Genomic DNA, 16068 nt, shown 5'->3' with positions numbered 1-16068 from the left:
GGGCCTTGACCCGGACGTAGCCGCGGATGTCCATGCCGTCGATGACGGTGCCGGCGGTGGTGATGGTGAGGTCGCCCTCGTGCACGCGCAGCGCGGTGCCCGCGGGGACGCCCGTGTTGGTCGGGCCGGGGCGGCCGCCGGGGATCGCCGTGGCCAGGGGAGCGGGGCCGAGCGCCCAGACGGGCTCGGCGGCGGAGGCGTCGGTGGCGGCACCCACGGTCGCGACGGGCTCCGGCGCGGGGCTGTCGGCGATGGCCTGCTCCGCGTCCAGGGTCGCGTCGACGGTCGTCGTCGCCGGGTCGCCTGCGGTGGTCGCCTCGGCCGCCGCGGGCGCGGGCTCGGCCGTCGGTGCGGGCTCGGGCGTCGCGACCTCGGGCGCCGGCGCCGTCGGTGCGGGCGTGACCGGCGCGACGGGCTCGACCGTGCTCGACACCGTGGGCGTCGCGGTGCCCGGCGCCGACGCGACGTCGACGAGCTCGACGGACGCGGCGGCGGCCGGCGCCACGGGTGCGGGGCGGGCAGCGCCGGTGGCCGACGCCGAGCCCAGCGTGGCCGCGGCTGCGAGGGCGGCTGCGGTGAGACCCAGCGCTCCCCGGCCGAGGCGCGTCGTGGCGAGGCGTGCGGCGGGCTCGGGGGTCCGGCGCGTCCGCGCGCTCGGGGTGGTCGTCGTCACATCAACTCCGCGATTCGGTAGCCTGGCGAACCCGGTGGGTCCCATGGTTTTGCGTCCCCGCCTTGCGACGGGTTTGCCTTGTCGTCGTGCGCCACCCCTTCTGTCGGCAGCCGAGGGCTACGACATGAGGGGCGACCGTGCCGGGTCCGTCCGGCCCTCGGAGGCCGTCCGCCCCGTCCTGCCCGAGGGGGAATTCACCCGGGCGTCGGGCACCGCGGAACCATAGGCGGAGATTCCGCGGCCGAGGTACGGCCTAGGTCACTTGATCTCGGGAATGTGTCGGGAATCACGTCGGCAAATCCGACAATCACCACAGGGCGGACAGCAATTCGCCCGCGCGGGTCTTGATCAACAGCACGCGGCGGCGCTAGGGCTCCGCGCAGCGGGCACCGCGGGGAGTCCGGATCGTGCGGGTATGGCCGCGCGGTGCGGGCCGTCGTCCGCCGCGGCCGCGGCGTGGAGAATCACCCGGACGGCGCAGCGCCGGGCGGGCTCAGCCCGGGCTGATGCCGACGGCGCTGCCGTCGGTGAAGACGTTCCCGGTGACGGTCGAGCGGCTCGCGGTCCCGCTCTCGAGGAGCACGGCGCAGCGCGGGTGGCCCGTGTCGAGGCCGAAGACGTTGTCCGTGACGCGCAGGCCGGACACGGGGCCCTTCTTCTCGGCGACGTTGATCGTGCAGGCGCCCCCGCTCGCCCGGTTGCCCGAGAACGTCACGTCCGACACGACGCCGGCGTCCTGCGTGATCATCACCCCGGCGTTGTGGGTCGACTCGAGGACCGAGCTCCGGACGGTGATGTTGGTGCCCGCCTGGATCTGGACGTTGTCGTCGTGGGTCGGCGTGTAGTCGTAGTTGGGGTCCTGCAGGTAGTACAGGTTCCCGTGCAGCCACGAGCTCTCGACGAGCACGTTGTCGCCGGTGATCTTCACCGAGTCCACGACGCCGTGGATGTCGACGCGGCGCAGGGTGAACCCCTTGCCGACGATCCCGTCGACGTAGGGCGTCGGGTCCGCCGCGACGAGCGTGGTGTCCTCCACCAGCAGGTTGTTGGCCGGGTCCGGGGACTGGATGAGCGACATGTAGCTGGTCAGGCCGGGCCGGCCGCGGATGATCGAGTTCCTGATCGTCACGTCCGGCGCCTTGACCCGCACGTAGCCGCGGACGTCCAGCCCGTCGATCACGGTGCCGGGCGTGGTGATCGTCAGGTCACCTGGCCAGACCGTCAGCGGAGTGCCGGTCGGCACCCCGACGGTGCCGGCACCCGGTCCTCCGCCCGGAGGCGGCGGCTGCGGGGCCGGCGGGGGCTGCGGCGCGGGCGGCGGAGGCGGCGGGGGCTGCGGCGCCGGGGGCGGGGGAGGCGTCGGCGCCGGCGGCGCCGTGGTGGGTGGGGTGGTCGGCGGTGGCGTGCCGCCTCCGCCCGTGCCCGGGGCGCCGGGGGCCGGGGACTCACCGCCGGGCGCCGGGGTCGTCGGGTCCTCGCCCGGGGGCGCCGGCTCGTCCGGGGGGAGCGCCTGCGCGTCGCCGTCGTCGGGCGCCTCCTCCTCCGGGGCGGGGCCGCGCTTCTTCGGTGCCGGGATCGTGTCGAGCCCGGCCTCACCGGTGCCGGCGGGCACGTCGGACGCCTCGACCGGGAGGGGCGTGCGCTCGCCCGAGCGGCTCGTCGCGCCCTCGATGCGGTCGGTCCGCGCCTGCAGCGTCGAGACGCCGGGCTCCACCGCGGGGGGGATGCCGAGGACGGCGACCGCGACCGCGGTCGCGACGACCAGCACGGTGCGTGCCGAGCGGGGCACCAGCCGGCGCGCGGCGCGCGCGTGCCGGACCGGGGGCGGCGGCGTGCGGCGCGTCGACCGGGTGCGCGCACCAGCGGGCACGACGTGTCGAGGGCTCACGCACGCTCCTGTCGAGGACCGGCCGTGACGGCGCGGCGGCCGGGGCGGTCGGGGGCTGGGCCGGCGGGCCGGCCCCGAGGGGGCGGGCGCGGACACGTCGGCGTCTCGCAGGGGAGCATACGGCCGAACGGGTGAATCGCGTCAATGCGGACAGGTCGGGACATCCCGCGCGTCGACCGCTGTCGCGTGCGGGCCCCGCTCCCGCCGCCCGGTCCCGGGCCGAAGGTCCCGTCGGGTCAGGACGGCGCGGCGCGCCGCAGCCCCAGACGACCCAGCGCGAGGACGCCCGCCAGGTCCGCCCGGATCGGCCGGACGGCGAGCGCGAGCACGCCGTAGGTGGCCGCGGTGACGGCGAGCGTGAGCCCGAGCCGCGCGACCGCGGGCAGGTCGGCCAGGGCGAGGTCGACCGCCACGGCCGCGACCACGGCGACCCCGACGCCCGCGAGGATCCGCAGCGCGCCGGTGAACAGGCTCCCGGTCGGGATGCGCGCGCGCCGCGACAGCCACCACAGCGACAGCGGCCAGGCGAGCGCCGGCGCGACCGCGAACCCCACCGCCACCCCGAGCACCCCCCACAGGCTGCCGACCGCGATGCACGTGACCTTGATGGCCGACGTCAGGAGGGTGTACCGCAGCAGGTCGGCCGTGAGGTTCTTCGACAGGTAGATCCAGTAGCCGACGTAGGCGAGGGTCTGGAAGATCCCGGCCGTCGCGAGCAGACGCAGGATCGGCGTGACCTCCGTCCACCGCGGCCCGAGGAAGATCGCGGTGATCGGCTCCGCGGCCGCGACCACGACGCCGAGGCCGACGACGAGCGTGTAGCCGAGCGCGAGCTGCCCGCGCCGGACGAACTCGAGGTAGCGCTGCGGCTCGTCCTGGAGCCGCGACAGCACGGGCAGGGCGACCGTCGTCGACGGCGCGCGCAGCTGCGTGAGCGGCGTCATGAGCAGATGGAAGCCGCGGTTGTACAGGCCCAGCGGGCCCGCCCCGAAGCGCAGGCCGATGATGAGGTTGTCGATGTTGTTGCTCGCGTACCCGATGAGCTGGGTCCCCGCGAGGCGCCAGCCGAACGTCAGGAGGCCGCGCATGGGCGCGCGGCGCGGGAGGCCGGGCAGCCAGCGCGCCGCGAGCGCGAGCCCGAGCAGCAGGACGCCGGCCTGGGTGAGGGTCTGGGTCACGAGCGCCCAGTAGCCGCCGCCCGCGAGCGCGACCGCGACCGCGGCGAGCAGGGCGACGGCCGACGCGACGACGTCGACGACCGCGAGCCGGACGAACGCGAGCCGCCGGACGAGGTCGGCGCGGTACTGCGTCGCGAGCCCGTTGAGCAGGAAGCTCACCGAGAGGGCCTGCGCGACGCCGACGAGCTCGGGCCGGTCGTAGACGGTCGCGACGACGCCCGCGCCGAGGAAGAGGGTGACCTGGAGCACGAGCCCGATCGCACCGTTGAGCCACAGGAGGTTGTCCCGCTGCCTCGTCGAGAGCTCCTTGGCCTGCACGGCGGCGGAGGACAGCCCGAAGTCGCGCAGGATCTCCCCGACGCCCACGATGACCACGACCATCGCGAGCAGGCCGTAGTCCTCCGGGGCGAGGAGCCGCGCGAGCACGACGACGGACGCGAGCTGCACGCACATCCGCGCCAGCTGGCCCCCGACGGTGACGACCGCGCCGCGCGCCGCGCGCCGGCCGAGACCCGGCGAGCCGGGTGCCCCCGGCGAGGGCACCTCCGGCCCGGGCACCGCCGGTCCCGGGACCTCCATGTCCCCCGGCACCGCGCGCGTCCCCTCGGCGGTCACGGCGCGCCGCCCGTCGCGCCGGGGTCCCCGGTCGCCACGGGGACGGCCGACGCGGCCGCGGTGGTGCCCGTCCGCGCGGACCGGAGCCGCCGGTACGTGCCGCGTCCCGCGCGGACGGCGGCGCGCGGCTGCGCGAGCGCGAGGCGCACGAGGCCGAACCCGCGGTACCGCGGGACGGGGCGTCCGGCGAGCCGCGCGCCGAGCAGCCGCCCGGCGAGCGTCGCGCGCCGCGCGCGCTGGAGCGGCTGGACCGCGGCGACCTCGTCGAGCTCGACGGGCTCGGCGACGATGACGCCCGCCTCGATCGCGCGCAGCACCGCGTCCAGGCCGCGCGGCGTGCGCGCGAGGAGCGCGCTGGTCCCGTCGCCCTCGGTGAAGGTGGGGTAGCCGCGCTCGTCCGTGCGCCACAGGTCGCCCGCGGTGACGTCGCTGCTCTCGCCGACGCCGTCGGGGCAGATCTTGCAGCGCCACTGGACGGCCTTGCCCAGGTGGGCGCCCCAGGACTCGTCGTAGGACGTCGCCCACGCGTGCCCCGCGGCGTCCTCGGCGGCGAAGCTGCCCGGCCACCCCTCTCCCCGGTAGCGCAGGCGCACGAGCGGGGCGTCGGACGGGGCGCCGAGGCTCGCGAGCACGGCGTCCGTCGCGTGCTGGCTCGGGGTGCCCGCGCAGAAGAAGGACAGGACGAGCGGCGCGACGGCACCCGAGGTGGCGGCGAGGCCGCGCACCGCGGAGGCCTCGCACGGCTTGCCGACGAACGCGCCGGACGCCGCCTCCGCGCCCGGGCCCGCGGCCGCGGCCACGGGGGCGTAGCGCGAGCCCGACGCGGCGAGCGCCTCGGCGCGCGTCGTGATCGTCACGCTCACCGTGCGCCGCGGCTCGGCCGGGTCGGCGGCGCAGCCCGTGACCGGCGCCACGCCCTCGGTCTCCGCGAGCCAGCCGGCGAGCGCCGTGAGGACGCCGCCGCTGCTGCCCGACCAGCGCACGGCGTCGTCGGCGGCCCACGCGCGCCACGCGCGCAGCACGGGGCCGAGGGTCGGGTGGCGGGGCACGGCGTGGCCGCCGGCGTCCACCGCGGGCCCGGCGTCGACCCGCACGCCCGGGCACACCCCCCGGAACCGTGCCGCGGCGTCGGCGTCCTGGGCGGCGCCGGCCGGCGCGGCGCCCCGGACCGGGCGGAGGAAGCCCGCGTCGTCGAGGCGCATCGACAGCCCCGGGTCCAGGCGGGTGCACGCGCCGCACCCGGAGCACGCGTCGGCCGCGAGGACGCGGCCGACCTCGGCGTCGAGGGCCGACGTCACGCGAGACCCCGCAGCGCGTCCTCCGCGGGACGCAGCATCGCCTGGGCGCGGTCGCGCGTGGCCTTGGCGGCGACGTCGAGCCCGTCGAGCGCCACGGCGGCGCGCACGGCCGCGACCGGGTCGGCGTGCGTGCGCAGGTCCACGGTGTGCTCCCAGCCGAGGTCGGCGAGCAGCGGCGCGAACTTGCGCGAGTAGGCGAGGGGCACCGCGGGCGTGCCGACCGAGAGCGCGTTGAGGCACGCGTGCATGCGCGAGCCGACGACGACCTCGGCGGACGCGACGACCGTCCGGACCTCCTCGAGGTCCGCGGGCACGACGACCTCGAGGTCGGGCCACTCGGCCGCGACCTCGCGCAGCGCGGGCACGTCGTTGTCGCCGAGCGGCGAGTCGAGCACGTGCGCGAGGAGCGTCACCGTGCGGCCGTCGGCGGCGAGGCCGTCGAGCAGGCCGCGCACGACGCCGCGGTACGCGGTCGCGTCCACGTGCGGCCCGGGCTGCCACAGCAGTCCCGAGACGTTGAGCACGACGTCGCGCGTGCGCGGCGCGTCCGGCTGGGGGAGGGCGAAGACGACGTCGGTCGTGGTGACGTCGGGCGTCCGGCCGAGGCGGGTGGCGTAGGCCGTGCTCTCGTGGTCGCGCGACATGACGAGCGCCGCCCGGCGCAGCCCGCGGCGGCCGAGCGCGCGGCCGGCGCGGGTCCCGAACGGCCCGATGGTCTGCGGCGCGAGCACCACGGGCACGCCCGCCTGCGCGGCGAGCTCGGCGAACGCCGTCATGCGCGCGAGGCGCCGGACGCCGTAGATGTCGGCGAAGCTGTCGCCCGACCGGGTGTCGAGCACGACGTCGTACGTGGAGAGCCACGCCAGGAGACCCGCGCGGGACGTCACGCGCTCCTTGACCAGCGAGCGCAGCCGGCCCACGGGCATCGGCGCGGCGCCGCGGCCGAAGTTCTGGAAGTCGACCTCGGCGTCCGGCCACACGCGCGTCGCGAGCGCGGCGGCGCCGTGCGCGAGCGCGCGCACGCCCAGGTTGCGGGAGGTGTCGTCCGCCCAGGCGACCAGTGCTCGCATCGTCAGCCCTCCGCTGTGGTCGCAGGCGGCCGTCGGGCGACCCGCGGCTGCAGTCGCGACGTCGTCGACCAGTGGCGCCGGCGGGCCGGCCGGCGTGCTCACGCGGCCCGGGCGTGGGACAAAACTACCCGAACCGGTCGCGGCGGCTCTGCGGCCTGTCGGGTGAAGTTCCGCCCCCGCCCCGGGGGCCTCCCGTCAGGAGCCCGTCGCGGTCCGGTCGAGCTCGGCGCGCACGTCCTGCGCGTACCGCGCGGTCGTGAACCGGCGCAGCGCGTCGGCCCGGCCGTCCTCGGCGAGGCGCGCGCGCAGGGCGTCGTCGGCGAGGAGGCGCCCGACGGCCGCGGCGAGGGCGATCGCGTCGCCCGGCTCGACGAGGAGACCGGTCACGCCGTCCACGACGACCTCCGCGAGGCCCTGCACGCGCGAGGCGACCACCGGCCGGCGTGCGAGGAGGCCCTCGACCGCGGTGTTGCCGAACGGCTCGGCGCGCGACGGCACGACGACGACGTCCGCGGCCGCGAGCACGGGCCAGGTGGGGTGCACGTAGCCGGCCAGCGTGACGCGCCCTGCGAGGTCGGGCTCGGCCGCGCGCGCCTGCAGCTGCTCGTCGAACCACTCGTACCCCGCGAAGGGCGTGCCGCACACGGTGAGGTGGACGTCGTGGCCCTCGGCGGCGAGCAGCGCGACGGCCTCGAGCGCGACGTCGACGCCCTTGCGCGGCGAGAGCCGCGCGACGAGCGCGACCTCCCACCGTGACCCCGGTACGTGCGCGCGGGGCGCAGGCTCGCCGTCCGGGCCGGGGACACCGTTGTGCACGACGACGACGTCGCGACCGGCCCGCGGGAGCGCCGCGGCGAGTGCGCGGCGGGCCGCGTCGCTGTTGGCCACGACGCGATGCGCGAGCAGCAGCGGCGCCGCGAGTGCGACGGCGACCGGGCGCGGGTGGCCCTCCTCGGCCTCGTGCACGTGGCAGAGGGTCCGGGCCCCGGCGAGGCGCGCCGCCGCGAGCCAGACCGGGATCGTCACCGTGTTGACGTAGACGAGGTCGGGCCGCGTCCGGCGCACCAGCCGACGGATCCCGGCCGCAGCCCGCACCGACGCGAGCGCGAAGCCCGCGAGACGGGTGGGGTGCAGGACCGCCTTGCGCAGCACCGGGAACGGCGCGACGCGGACCCGCGCCCCCCGCTCGGCGAGCAGGGGCACGAGGGGCCCGGGCGCGGGCACCGCGACCTCGACCTCCCAGCCGCCCGCGACGGCGGCGTCGACCGTCTCGAGCAGCTGGCGGTCCGAGCCGTAGAGGTCCGGGGAGGGGTGGGCGACGAGGAGCCGCCGGGGTCGCGCGCCCGTGCCGCCACCGCGCTCGCGCCGCGCCGCACGGGGTCCGCGCAGGACCCGGCCCACCCCGTCGAGGGAGCCGAGCCCGGCCGCGACCAGGGGCGCCGGCGAGCGCAGCAGCTGACGGCGCCCGCCCCGCAGGACCACCTCCCACGCGAACCGCGGGGCGTCCGCGGCCCACGCGAGCGCGGCGCGCCGGTCGAGGTGCTTCGCGGCGAAGAGCAGGCGGCCGCGCGCGTTGTGGCGGTAGTAGACCGACGACTTGGCGCGCGTCCCGCCCGGAGCCTGGGTGCCGCCCACCTCGTGCGTCGCGTGCAGGTCGGCGCGCACCTCGAGCCGGGCACCACGGGCGAGCGCGCGCCACGAGAGGTCCACGTCCTCCCAGTACAGGAAGAAGTCCTCGTCGAACCCGCCGACCGCACGCCAGGCCTCGGCGCTCACGGCGATGCAGGCCCCCGAGAGCCACCGGACGTCGTCCGGGGTCGTGGCCGGGGTCCGCGTGCGCCCGGTCGCGAGGTCGAGCGTGCCGCCCGCGAACCACGGTCGCCCGTCGGGCCGCGTGATCCGCGGCGAGACGAGCGTGAGGGGCTCGCGCCGCACGTGCGCGGCCAGCTCCGCCACCGTCGCGGCGTCGACGTCGAGGTCGGGGTTGAGGAGCACGAGGACGTCCGCGCCGAGCGCGAGCGCGTGCCGCGCGCCGGCGTTGACCCCCGCCCCGAAGCCGGGGTTGGTGTCGAGCGCGACGAGCTCCCAGCCGTGGTCCTCGGTCACGCGGCGGACGGCCGCGCGCTCCTCGGGCCCCGACCAGCTGTCGACGACGACGACGAGCGGTGCCGTGCCGTCGCCCGCCGCTGCCGTCGTCGTGGTCCCCGCCGTCCGGGCGAGGTGCCGCTCCAGCAGCGCGTGCGAGCCGTAGCTGACCACGACGATCGCGGTGCGGTGCATGGGAGGGCCTCCGGCGGCGTGGGGTGGGTCGCAGCGTAGCGACCGGCCCGAGGGCCGGTGGGCGCCGCGGAGGGACCGGTAGCATCCGGCCAGCACCCGGCGCGACGGCAGGACGGAGCACCGCCGCATGACCACCGCTCCACCCGCGCGTCGCCTGCGGGTGCTCGAGTCGTTCCGCACGCCGCGCGCGACGACCAACCCCTACCTCGTGCTCCTGCTGCGCTCGCTCGCGCCGCACGCGGACGTCCGGACGTTCTCGTGGCCCGCGGCGCTGCTCGGCCGCTACGACGTCCTGCACGTGCACTGGCCCGAGGTCGTCGTCGAGCGGCGGCACCCGGTGCGCGCCGCGGCCGCCGCCGCGCTGTTCGCGCTCGTGCTCGTGCGCTGCCGCCTCACCCGCGTCGCCGTCGTGCGCACCGCCCACAACCTCGCGCCGCACGAGCCGCGGTCCGCGCTCGTGCGCGCGGTCCTGCGGCTCTGCGACCGGACGACCACCCTGTGGATCCGGCTCAACCCGTCGACGCCGACGCCGCCGGGGGCCGCGGCGCGGACGGTCGTCCACGGCCACTACCGGGACTGGTTCGACGTCGACCCGGCCGAGCACCTCCCGGTGCCGGGCCGCCTCACGTACGTCGGCCTCATCCGCCCCTACAAGGGCGTCGAGGCGCTCGTCGAGGCGTTCAGCCGCGTCCCCGACCCGGACCTCGCGCTGCGCGTCGCCGGCCGGCCCCACACGCCCGCGCTCGCGGCCGCGGTGGCCGCCGCGGCCGCCGGCGACGAGCGCATCACGCTGCGCCTCGAGCACCTGCCCGACGACGAGCTCGCGCGCGAGGTCCTCGACGCCGAGCTCGTCGTGCTGCCGTACCGCGAGATGCACAACTCCGGCGCGGCGCTGCTCGCGCTCTCGCTCGACCGCCCCGTGCTCGTGACCGACAACGAGGTGACGCGCGCGCTCGCGGCCGAGGTCGGCGAGCACTGGGTGCAGCGGTGCGCCGGCCCGCTCGACGCCGCCGCGCTGGCCCGGGCGCTCGCCGACGTGCGCGCGACGCCCGGCGGGCGGCCCGACCTCTCGGCCCGCGACTGGGGACCGCTCGGCGCCCAGCACGCCGCGGCGTTCGCGGAGGCGGTCGCCGCGCGCCGGGGCCGGCGCGCCCCCGCGCCGGCGGGGCGACCACGGTGACCACGACGGCGACGGCGACCACGACCCCCCTCGCGACCCCGGGCGTGCTGCCCGTCCGCGCGGCGCGCGGTGCGCCCGGGCGGCCGTCGCACGCGCACCCCGGCGTGCGGCACACTCGGGGCGGCGCCCCCGACGACGCGTGCCCTCCCCCCGACGCACGGCCAGGAGGTCGACCATGGGCACGTCCCCGATGCGCATCGCGCTGATCGGCACGCGCGGGGTCCCCGCGCGGTACGGCGGGTTCGAGACCGCGGTCGAGGAGGTCGGCTCCCGCCTCGCGGACCGCGGGCACCGGGTGGTCGTCTACTGCCGCGCGACGGCGGACGAGGCGCGCGCCGAGCGTCCGTCCACGCACCTCGGCATGCGGCTCGTGCACCTGCCCGCCGTGCGGCACCGCGCGCTCGAGACGCTGAGCCACACCGCCGTCTCCGCCGGGCACCTGCTCGTGCACCGCCTGCTCGGCCACCGGGTCGACGCGGCGATCATGTTCAACGCGGCCAACGCCGTCTGGCTCCCGCTCGTCCGCGCGGCGCGCGTGCCCGTCGCGACCCACGTCGACGGGCTCGAGTGGCGCCGCGCCAAGTGGGGACCCACGGGCCGCCGCTTCTACCGTGTCGCGGAGTCCCTCGCCGTGCGCTGGTCGGACGCGCTCATCGCCGACGCGCAGGGCATCGCCGAGTACTACCGCGACGTCTTCGACGCACCCACGCGCCTCCTGGCCTACGGCGCCCCGCGGCTGCCGGCGGGCCGGTCCGAGCGGCTCGCCGAGCTCGACCTCGCGCCCGCCGGCTACCACCTCGTCGTCGCGCGCTTCGAGCCCGAGAACCACGTCGAGCTCGCGGTGCGGGGCTACGTGCAGAGCACGGCACGGCTCCCGCTCGTCGTCGTCGGCTCGGCGCCCTACGCGCACGAGTACACGCGTCGGGTGCACGCGGCGGCGGACGAGCGCGTGCGGTTCCTCGGCGGGGTGTGGGACGCCGAGCTGCTCGACCAGCTCTTCGCGAACGCGCTCACCTACGTCCACGGCCACTCGGTCGGCGGGACCAACCCGGCCCTGCTGCGCGCGGTCGGCGCGGGGACCGCGACCACGGCCTACGACGTGCGCTTCAACCGCGAGGTCCTCGGGGACCTCGGGCGGTACGTGCGCGAGCCGGACGACGTCGCGCGCGAGGTCGAGGCCGCCGAGGTGGACCCGACGGGCACGCTCGAGCGAGGCGAGCGCCTGCGCGACGTCGCGCTGCGGTACGACTGGGAGACGGTGGCGGACGGCTACGAGGAGCTCGCCCGCGACCTGGCCGGGCGCCGCGTGCGCCGCCCGGGCCTGAGCGGGCGGCGCCGTCCGGCGGCGGCGTGGGAGGAGCAGGCATGAGCACCTGGACCTACGGCGAGGCGCTGCGCGCCCTCGGCGGTGCGCAGAAGGCCGCGGCGCGCGGCGCACCGGCGTACTCGCGGTTCGTCAACCGCCGGCTCGGGCGGTACCTCGCCGCGGGCGCCGCCGCGGCAGGTCTCACGCCCAACGGGGTCACGGCGATCAGCGCGCTCTTCACGGCCGCGGGCGTCGCGACGCTCGCCGCCGCACCGCTCGGCACGGCCACGGGCGTCGCCGTGACGGTGCTGCTGCTCGTCGGCTACGCGTTCGACTCCGCCGACGGCCAGCTCGCCCGGCTGCGCGGCGGCGGCAGCCCCGCGGGGGAGTGGCTCGACCACGTGGTGGACTCGGTCAAGGTCTCGGCCCTGCCGCTCGCGCTGCTCGTCGCGCTCTGGCGCTCGGACGTCGAGCCGGTGCTGCTCACGCTGCCGCTCGTCGGCGCCGTCGTCGCGGCGGTCTCGTTCTTCACCATGATCCTCACCGAGCAGCTGCGGCGCGCGCACGGCACCGTGCCGCTCGCCCCGCAGGGCGGGGGCGCCGGCTCGGCGCTGCGGCTGCTCGTCTCGATCCCGACCGACTACGGCGTGCAGTGCTTCGTCTTCCTGCTGCTCGGCGTGCTGCCGGTGTTCCTCGTGCTCTACGGGGGGATCGTCGTCGCGTCCGCGCTCTACCTGCTCCTCGCGTGCGTCAAGTGGTACCGCGAGCTGCGGTCGCTCGCCCCAAGTCCCCGCTCGGCGCCGGGCGCGACCGGGGCCCCGGGGGCCGGGTCGGTCAGCGCCTGAGCTCGACCACCTGGGTCTGCGGCCCGTCCCACACGTCGACGACGCGGAACCCGGCCTCGGCGAGCAGCGCGTCCTCGGCCGTCGCCTCGGCGGGCCGGTCCTGGCGGCGCAGCACCCACAGCGTGTCGAGGTCCTCGAGGCGGTCGAGCGACGTCGCGAGCGGCACCGACGTGCCGAACAGCGTGGCGCCGTCGGCGGGCGCGTCCAGGAGCGTCACGTCCACCAGGCCCTCGAACGGCTCGGGGTAGCCGAGGCTCAGGGCGCGCAGCGAGCGCTTGACGACGCCGTCGTCGAACGGGTCGCGCGGGCCGAAGTACACGCCGTCCCCGGGCGCGGTGCGGTCGTCGAGGTGCCCGACGACGGCGAGCCAGTCGCTCCCGCTCTTCGCGGTGGCGGTGCGCTGCGAGGCGACGACCGGCGCGGCGAGCAGGGCGAGGACCACCCCGACGGCGACGGCACGCCGCGGCGCGAGGTCGCGCAGCGCGGCCGCGAGCAGGAGCGCGAGGGCGGGCGCGCACACGCCGAAGTACCGCGCGTTGTACAGCGACGGTGAGATCACCGAGCCCGCGACCACCACCACGGCCGGCAGGACGAGCCACGGCAGGGTCCAGGCGAGGAGGTCGGCGCGCGCGTCCGTCGGTGCGCCGCGCCGCAGCGCGCGCACGACGACGCCCGCGACGAGCGTCCAGCACGCCGCCGCGAGGAGGAGCGCAGCCGGCTTCCACACGCCACCCGGCGTCAGGGCGTCCTCGAGCGAGCCGTCCGCCGTGGTCGGCGTCGGGGTCTCGCCGAGGAACCACTGGTTGACGCCGACGTTCTGCGCGAGCCGGACGAGCCCGAGGTCCTGCGCGCCGAGCTGGCCGCCCTGGCCCAGGGCGGTCACGACGAGGGGCGCGACGAGCGCGAGACCCGCCCCGGCCGCGAGGAGGAACGGCAGCACCGCGGCCCGCGTGCGGCGACGCGCCAGGAGGGTGACGCCGTGCGCCGCCGCGACGAGCGCGACGTAGAGGTTGACCGCGACGCCCACGGCCAGCAGCACGGCGTACCCGGCGAGCGCGAGCCGGCGGGTCCGGGCGGGCTGCGCGCGGCCGACCGCGACGTGGAGCAGGAACGTGAGCCACACCGCCGCCGCGATGCTCGCGGCGAAGGGCCGCGCCTCGACGCCCGCCCAGGTGACGCGCGGCAGGAGGGTGAACACGGCCGCCGCGACGAGTGCGGTCGTCGCGGGTCGGGGCCCGCCGAGGCGCCGCGCGAGCACGTGGACGCCCGCGGCCGCGATCCCCACGGCGACCGCGCTCGGCAGGCGTACCGCGACGGCGGAGGTGCCCGCGACCTGCACCCACGCGTGCATGAGGAGGTAGTACGTGGCGTGCACCGCGTCGACCTCGCCCGTGAGGCGCAGGAGGTCGGGGAGGCTGCGCGACGCCGCGGAGATCGTCGCGACCTCGTCCGACCACAGCGCGGGCGACCACGACCCCACGGCGGCCATGAGTGCGGCGAGCACGCCGACGACGACGGACGTGCGGCGCGAGGGCGCCGGCTCCGCGGTGCCGCGCGCGCCGGCGGCGACGGCGTCGCGGCTCCCCGTGGCGGGCCGCGTCGCGCCGCGGTCGCGCGCGCCGGGGCGCGCGGTCGCGCTCACTCGCTCTCCGGGACCCGACTGCTCGTCGAGGTCCCGCCGGCGCCGGTCAGCGCCGCGACGTGCCGGCGGGGGCGCCCCAGCACGTCGTCGTCGCTCTCCTCGCCCTCGGGCGTCCCGTCGTCGGGCAGGTCGTCGTCGCCGGGGACGTCGCCGTCCGGGGCCGCCTCGGTCGGGGCCGCCTCGCCAGGAACCGCCTCCGTGGGCGCCGCCTCGACGCCCGGGGCCTCGGCGGAGGAGGCGTCCCCGGTGCCCTCGGTCGTCGCCTCGACCGTCGGGGCGTCGGGCGTCACGGCGTCGACCCGGGCGGTGCCGGCCGGGGCCGCCCCGACCTCGGTCGCCCCTGCCGTCGCGCCGGCGACCGCTGCGTCGGGCTCCGCGTCGCCGGTCGCGCGGCCCGGCTCCTCCGTGGCCCGGCCCGCGGCCGTCGTCGTCGGGCCCGCGGCCGCGGTGCCGGCCGCGCGCCGCCGGCGCGGCGCCGGGGCCGGGCTCGCGTCGTGGCGCGCACGGCGGCGTCCGAACGGCGTGCGGCGTCGGGAGGGGCTCCCGTAGCCGTACCGGAGCTCGGAGCGGGACGTCGGCACGCCGTTGAGGAGCAGCCCGAGGCACGTCGCGCCGAGCGCGTCGAGGGACGCGAGCGCCTCCGCCAGGCGTGCGCGGTTGATCTTCTTGCTGCGCGCGACGACGACGGCACCGTCGGTCTTGCGCGCGAGCACGGCACCGTCGGTGAGCGCGAGCAGCGGGGGCGTGTCGATGACGACCAGGTCGTAGGACGCCGAGACGGTCGCGAGGAACGCGTCCATCGCGGCGCTGTCGACGAGCTGGCTCGGGTTGGGCGGGACCTGGCCCGCGGTGATGACGTGCAGCCCCGGCACGCCCCACTCCTGGACGACGTCGTCCACGGTCGCCTGGTTGCCCAGCACGGTCGACAGGCCCGCGCCGCCCTCGAGGCCGCAGATGCCCGCGACCGACGGCGAGCGAAGGTCGGCGTCGACGAGCAGCACGCGCTCGCGCTTCTCGGACATGACGATGGCGAGGTTGACCGCCGTCGTCGACTTGCCCTCCCCGGGCACCGACGACGACACGACGATGGTGCGCAGGGGGCGCGACGCGTCGAGGAACTGCAGGTTCGCCGCGAGGCGCCGGTAGGACTCGGCGAGCGTGCTGTGGGGGTTCTGCAGCACGGTGCGCGGGTGCTTGACGAGCGTGCGGTCCAGCGGCACCTGCCCGAGCGCGACGCGCGCCGGCGCGCCCGGGAGGTCCTTGGTCGTGCGCACGCGCGTGTCGAGCTGCGCGCGCAGCAGGGCGACGAGCACGCCGAGCACCAGGCCGACACCCGCGCCCGCGGCCGCGTCGCGCCGGGGCTTGGGCGAGAACGGGGCGCTCGACGGCTCCGCCTCCGCGACGACGGTCATCTTGAGCGACGCCGCGCCGTCCTCCGTCGTGGGCGACAGGTCGGCGACCGTGTCGGCGAGGCTCGCGGCGACGCCGTTCGCGAGGTCCGCCGCGCGCTGCGGGTCGGCGCTCACGGCGGCGATCTCGATGAGGGAGGTGTTGAGCGGCGAGTCGGCCTGGATGGAGCCCTTGAGCGCGCGGGGGGACACGTCGAGCCCGAGGTCCTCGATGACGGGCTCGAGCACCGCGGGCATGGTCGCGAGCTGGACGAAGGACTCGACGAGGTTCTGCGCGTACGTCGCGCCCTGGTTGAGCTCGGAGACCGTCTCGCCCCGCGCGAGCGTCACGTAGACGGTGCTCGAGGAGCGGTAGGTCGGGGTGCTCGTCGCCGCCTGCGCGTAGCCGAGGCCGCCGCACAGGACCCCGAGCACGGCGATGACCAGCCAGCCCTTGCGCAGGGTGGCCAGGTACTCGCCTAGTTCCATCCGTCGGCTCCTCGGTCGGTGGTGGCCGAGCGCACACAGCAGCGGCCCGCCCGGCGGCCTCAGGGCCCCCCCATGTCATCGGACGGGGCCATCCTCCCCCGTGAGGAGCGTCCGGGCACAGGGCGGTGCCCGTTTTCACCCGGTCGGACCTGGACTGCCGGATTCTCCGCGGTGCATGGTGGCCGTCCCCCGTGTCCCGCACGCCGGTCGGCGGCC

The 16068-nt window shown here is 77.5% G+C and carries 10 protein-coding genes, 1 pseudogene and 1 riboswitch; of the genes and pseudogenes, 3 read left to right on the top strand and 8 right to left on the bottom strand.

Features of this window, described 5'->3' with window-relative positions:
* The 6 genes and pseudogenes from JIG38_RS16490 to JIG38_RS20410 form a co-directional block, all read right to left on the bottom strand.
* A pseudogene (locus tag JIG38_RS16490) lies at positions 1–673 on the bottom strand (hypothetical protein); the annotation flags it as partial.
* Between the two features lie 13 nt (positions 674–686).
* Positions 687–761, bottom strand: a riboswitch (cyclic di-GMP riboswitch).
* A 405-nt stretch (positions 762–1166) separates the two neighbouring features.
* The gene (locus tag JIG38_RS16485) at positions 1167–2561 is read right to left on the bottom strand and encodes a right-handed parallel beta-helix repeat-containing protein (protein WP_199424906.1); all 1395 of its coding nucleotides are present in this window, start codon (positions 2559–2561) and stop codon (positions 1167–1169) included.
* A 236-nt stretch (positions 2562–2797) separates the two neighbouring features.
* A complete protein-coding gene (locus JIG38_RS16480; protein ID WP_307844991.1) occupies positions 2798–4354 on the bottom strand; it encodes a lipopolysaccharide biosynthesis protein in 1557 nt (518 codons plus the stop codon).
* Complete coding sequence (locus JIG38_RS16475; RefSeq protein WP_199424905.1) at positions 4351–5652, bottom strand: Coenzyme F420 hydrogenase/dehydrogenase, beta subunit C-terminal domain; 1302 nt, start codon at positions 5650–5652, stop codon at positions 4351–4353. Before JIG38_RS16475 ends, JIG38_RS16480 begins: the two co-directional genes overlap by 4 nt.
* Positions 5649–6722: a polysaccharide pyruvyl transferase family protein gene (locus JIG38_RS16470; protein ID WP_199424904.1), complete on the bottom strand. Its 1074-nt coding sequence runs from the start codon at positions 6720–6722 to the stop codon at positions 5649–5651. Before JIG38_RS16470 ends, JIG38_RS16475 begins: the two co-directional genes overlap by 4 nt.
* A 195-nt stretch (positions 6723–6917) precedes the next feature.
* Positions 6918–9002, bottom strand: coding sequence for a glycosyltransferase (locus tag JIG38_RS20410; RefSeq protein WP_233405154.1), 2085 nt, complete (start codon positions 9000–9002; stop codon positions 6918–6920).
* A 127-nt stretch (positions 9003–9129) separates the two neighbouring features.
* Between JIG38_RS20410 and JIG38_RS16455 the strand changes: the two genes are divergently transcribed.
* The 3 genes from JIG38_RS16455 to JIG38_RS16445 all read left to right on the top strand — a co-directional run bounded on the left by JIG38_RS16455 (position 9130) and on the right by JIG38_RS16445 (position 12333).
* On the top strand, positions 9130–10182 hold the full coding sequence (locus JIG38_RS16455; RefSeq protein WP_199424903.1) for a glycosyltransferase: 1053 nt from the start codon (positions 9130–9132) through the stop codon (positions 10180–10182).
* A 175-nt stretch (positions 10183–10357) separates the two neighbouring features.
* Positions 10358–11551: a DUF1972 domain-containing protein gene (locus JIG38_RS16450; RefSeq protein WP_233405153.1), complete on the top strand. Its 1194-nt coding sequence runs from the start codon at positions 10358–10360 to the stop codon at positions 11549–11551.
* Positions 11548–12333, top strand: a complete 786-nt coding sequence (locus tag JIG38_RS16445) for a CDP-alcohol phosphatidyltransferase family protein (RefSeq protein WP_199424902.1) — start codon at positions 11548–11550, stop codon at positions 12331–12333. Before JIG38_RS16450 ends, JIG38_RS16445 begins: the two co-directional genes overlap by 4 nt.
* Here JIG38_RS16445 and JIG38_RS16440 read toward each other — a convergent pair.
* Both JIG38_RS16440 and JIG38_RS16435 read right to left on the bottom strand, forming a co-directional pair.
* The gene (locus JIG38_RS16440) at positions 12323–13975 is read right to left on the bottom strand and encodes a glycosyltransferase family 39 protein (RefSeq protein ID WP_199424901.1); all 1653 of its coding nucleotides are present in this window, start codon (positions 13973–13975) and stop codon (positions 12323–12325) included. The two genes, JIG38_RS16445 and JIG38_RS16440, sit on opposite strands and share 11 nt — an antisense overlap.
* Positions 13972–15852 carry a tyrosine-protein kinase domain-containing protein gene (locus JIG38_RS16435; protein WP_199424900.1) on the bottom strand — a complete coding sequence of 627 codons (1881 nt, stop codon included), beginning with the start codon at positions 15850–15852 and terminating at the stop codon, positions 13972–13974. The genes JIG38_RS16440 and JIG38_RS16435 overlap by 4 nt, the downstream gene beginning before the upstream one ends.
* Positions 15853–16068: the final 216 nt, after the last annotated feature.

Origin of the sequence: Actinotalea solisilvae (assembly GCF_016464425.1) — a bacterium.
Lineage (GTDB): Bacteria > Actinomycetota > Actinomycetes > Actinomycetales > Cellulomonadaceae > Actinotalea > Actinotalea solisilvae.
This window is presented reverse-complemented; position numbering and strand designations above follow the sequence as displayed.

Coding starts and splice junctions, on each gene's coding strand:
- JIG38_RS20410 (WP_233405154.1), bottom strand. CDS start 9,002: ATGCACCGCACCGCGATCGTCGTGGTCAGCTACGGCTCGCACGCGCTG.
- JIG38_RS16470 (WP_199424904.1), bottom strand. CDS start 6,722: ATGCGAGCACTGGTCGCCTGGGCGGACGACACCTCCCGCAACCTGGGC.
- JIG38_RS16435 (WP_199424900.1), bottom strand. CDS start 15,852: ATGGAACTAGGCGAGTACCTGGCCACCCTGCGCAAGGGCTGGCTGGTC.
- JIG38_RS16455 (WP_199424903.1), top strand. CDS start 9,130: ATGACCACCGCTCCACCCGCGCGTCGCCTGCGGGTGCTCGAGTCGTTC.
- JIG38_RS16445 (WP_199424902.1), top strand. CDS start 11,548: ATGAGCACCTGGACCTACGGCGAGGCGCTGCGCGCCCTCGGCGGTGCG.
- JIG38_RS16450 (WP_233405153.1), top strand. CDS start 10,358: ATGGGCACGTCCCCGATGCGCATCGCGCTGATCGGCACGCGCGGGGTC.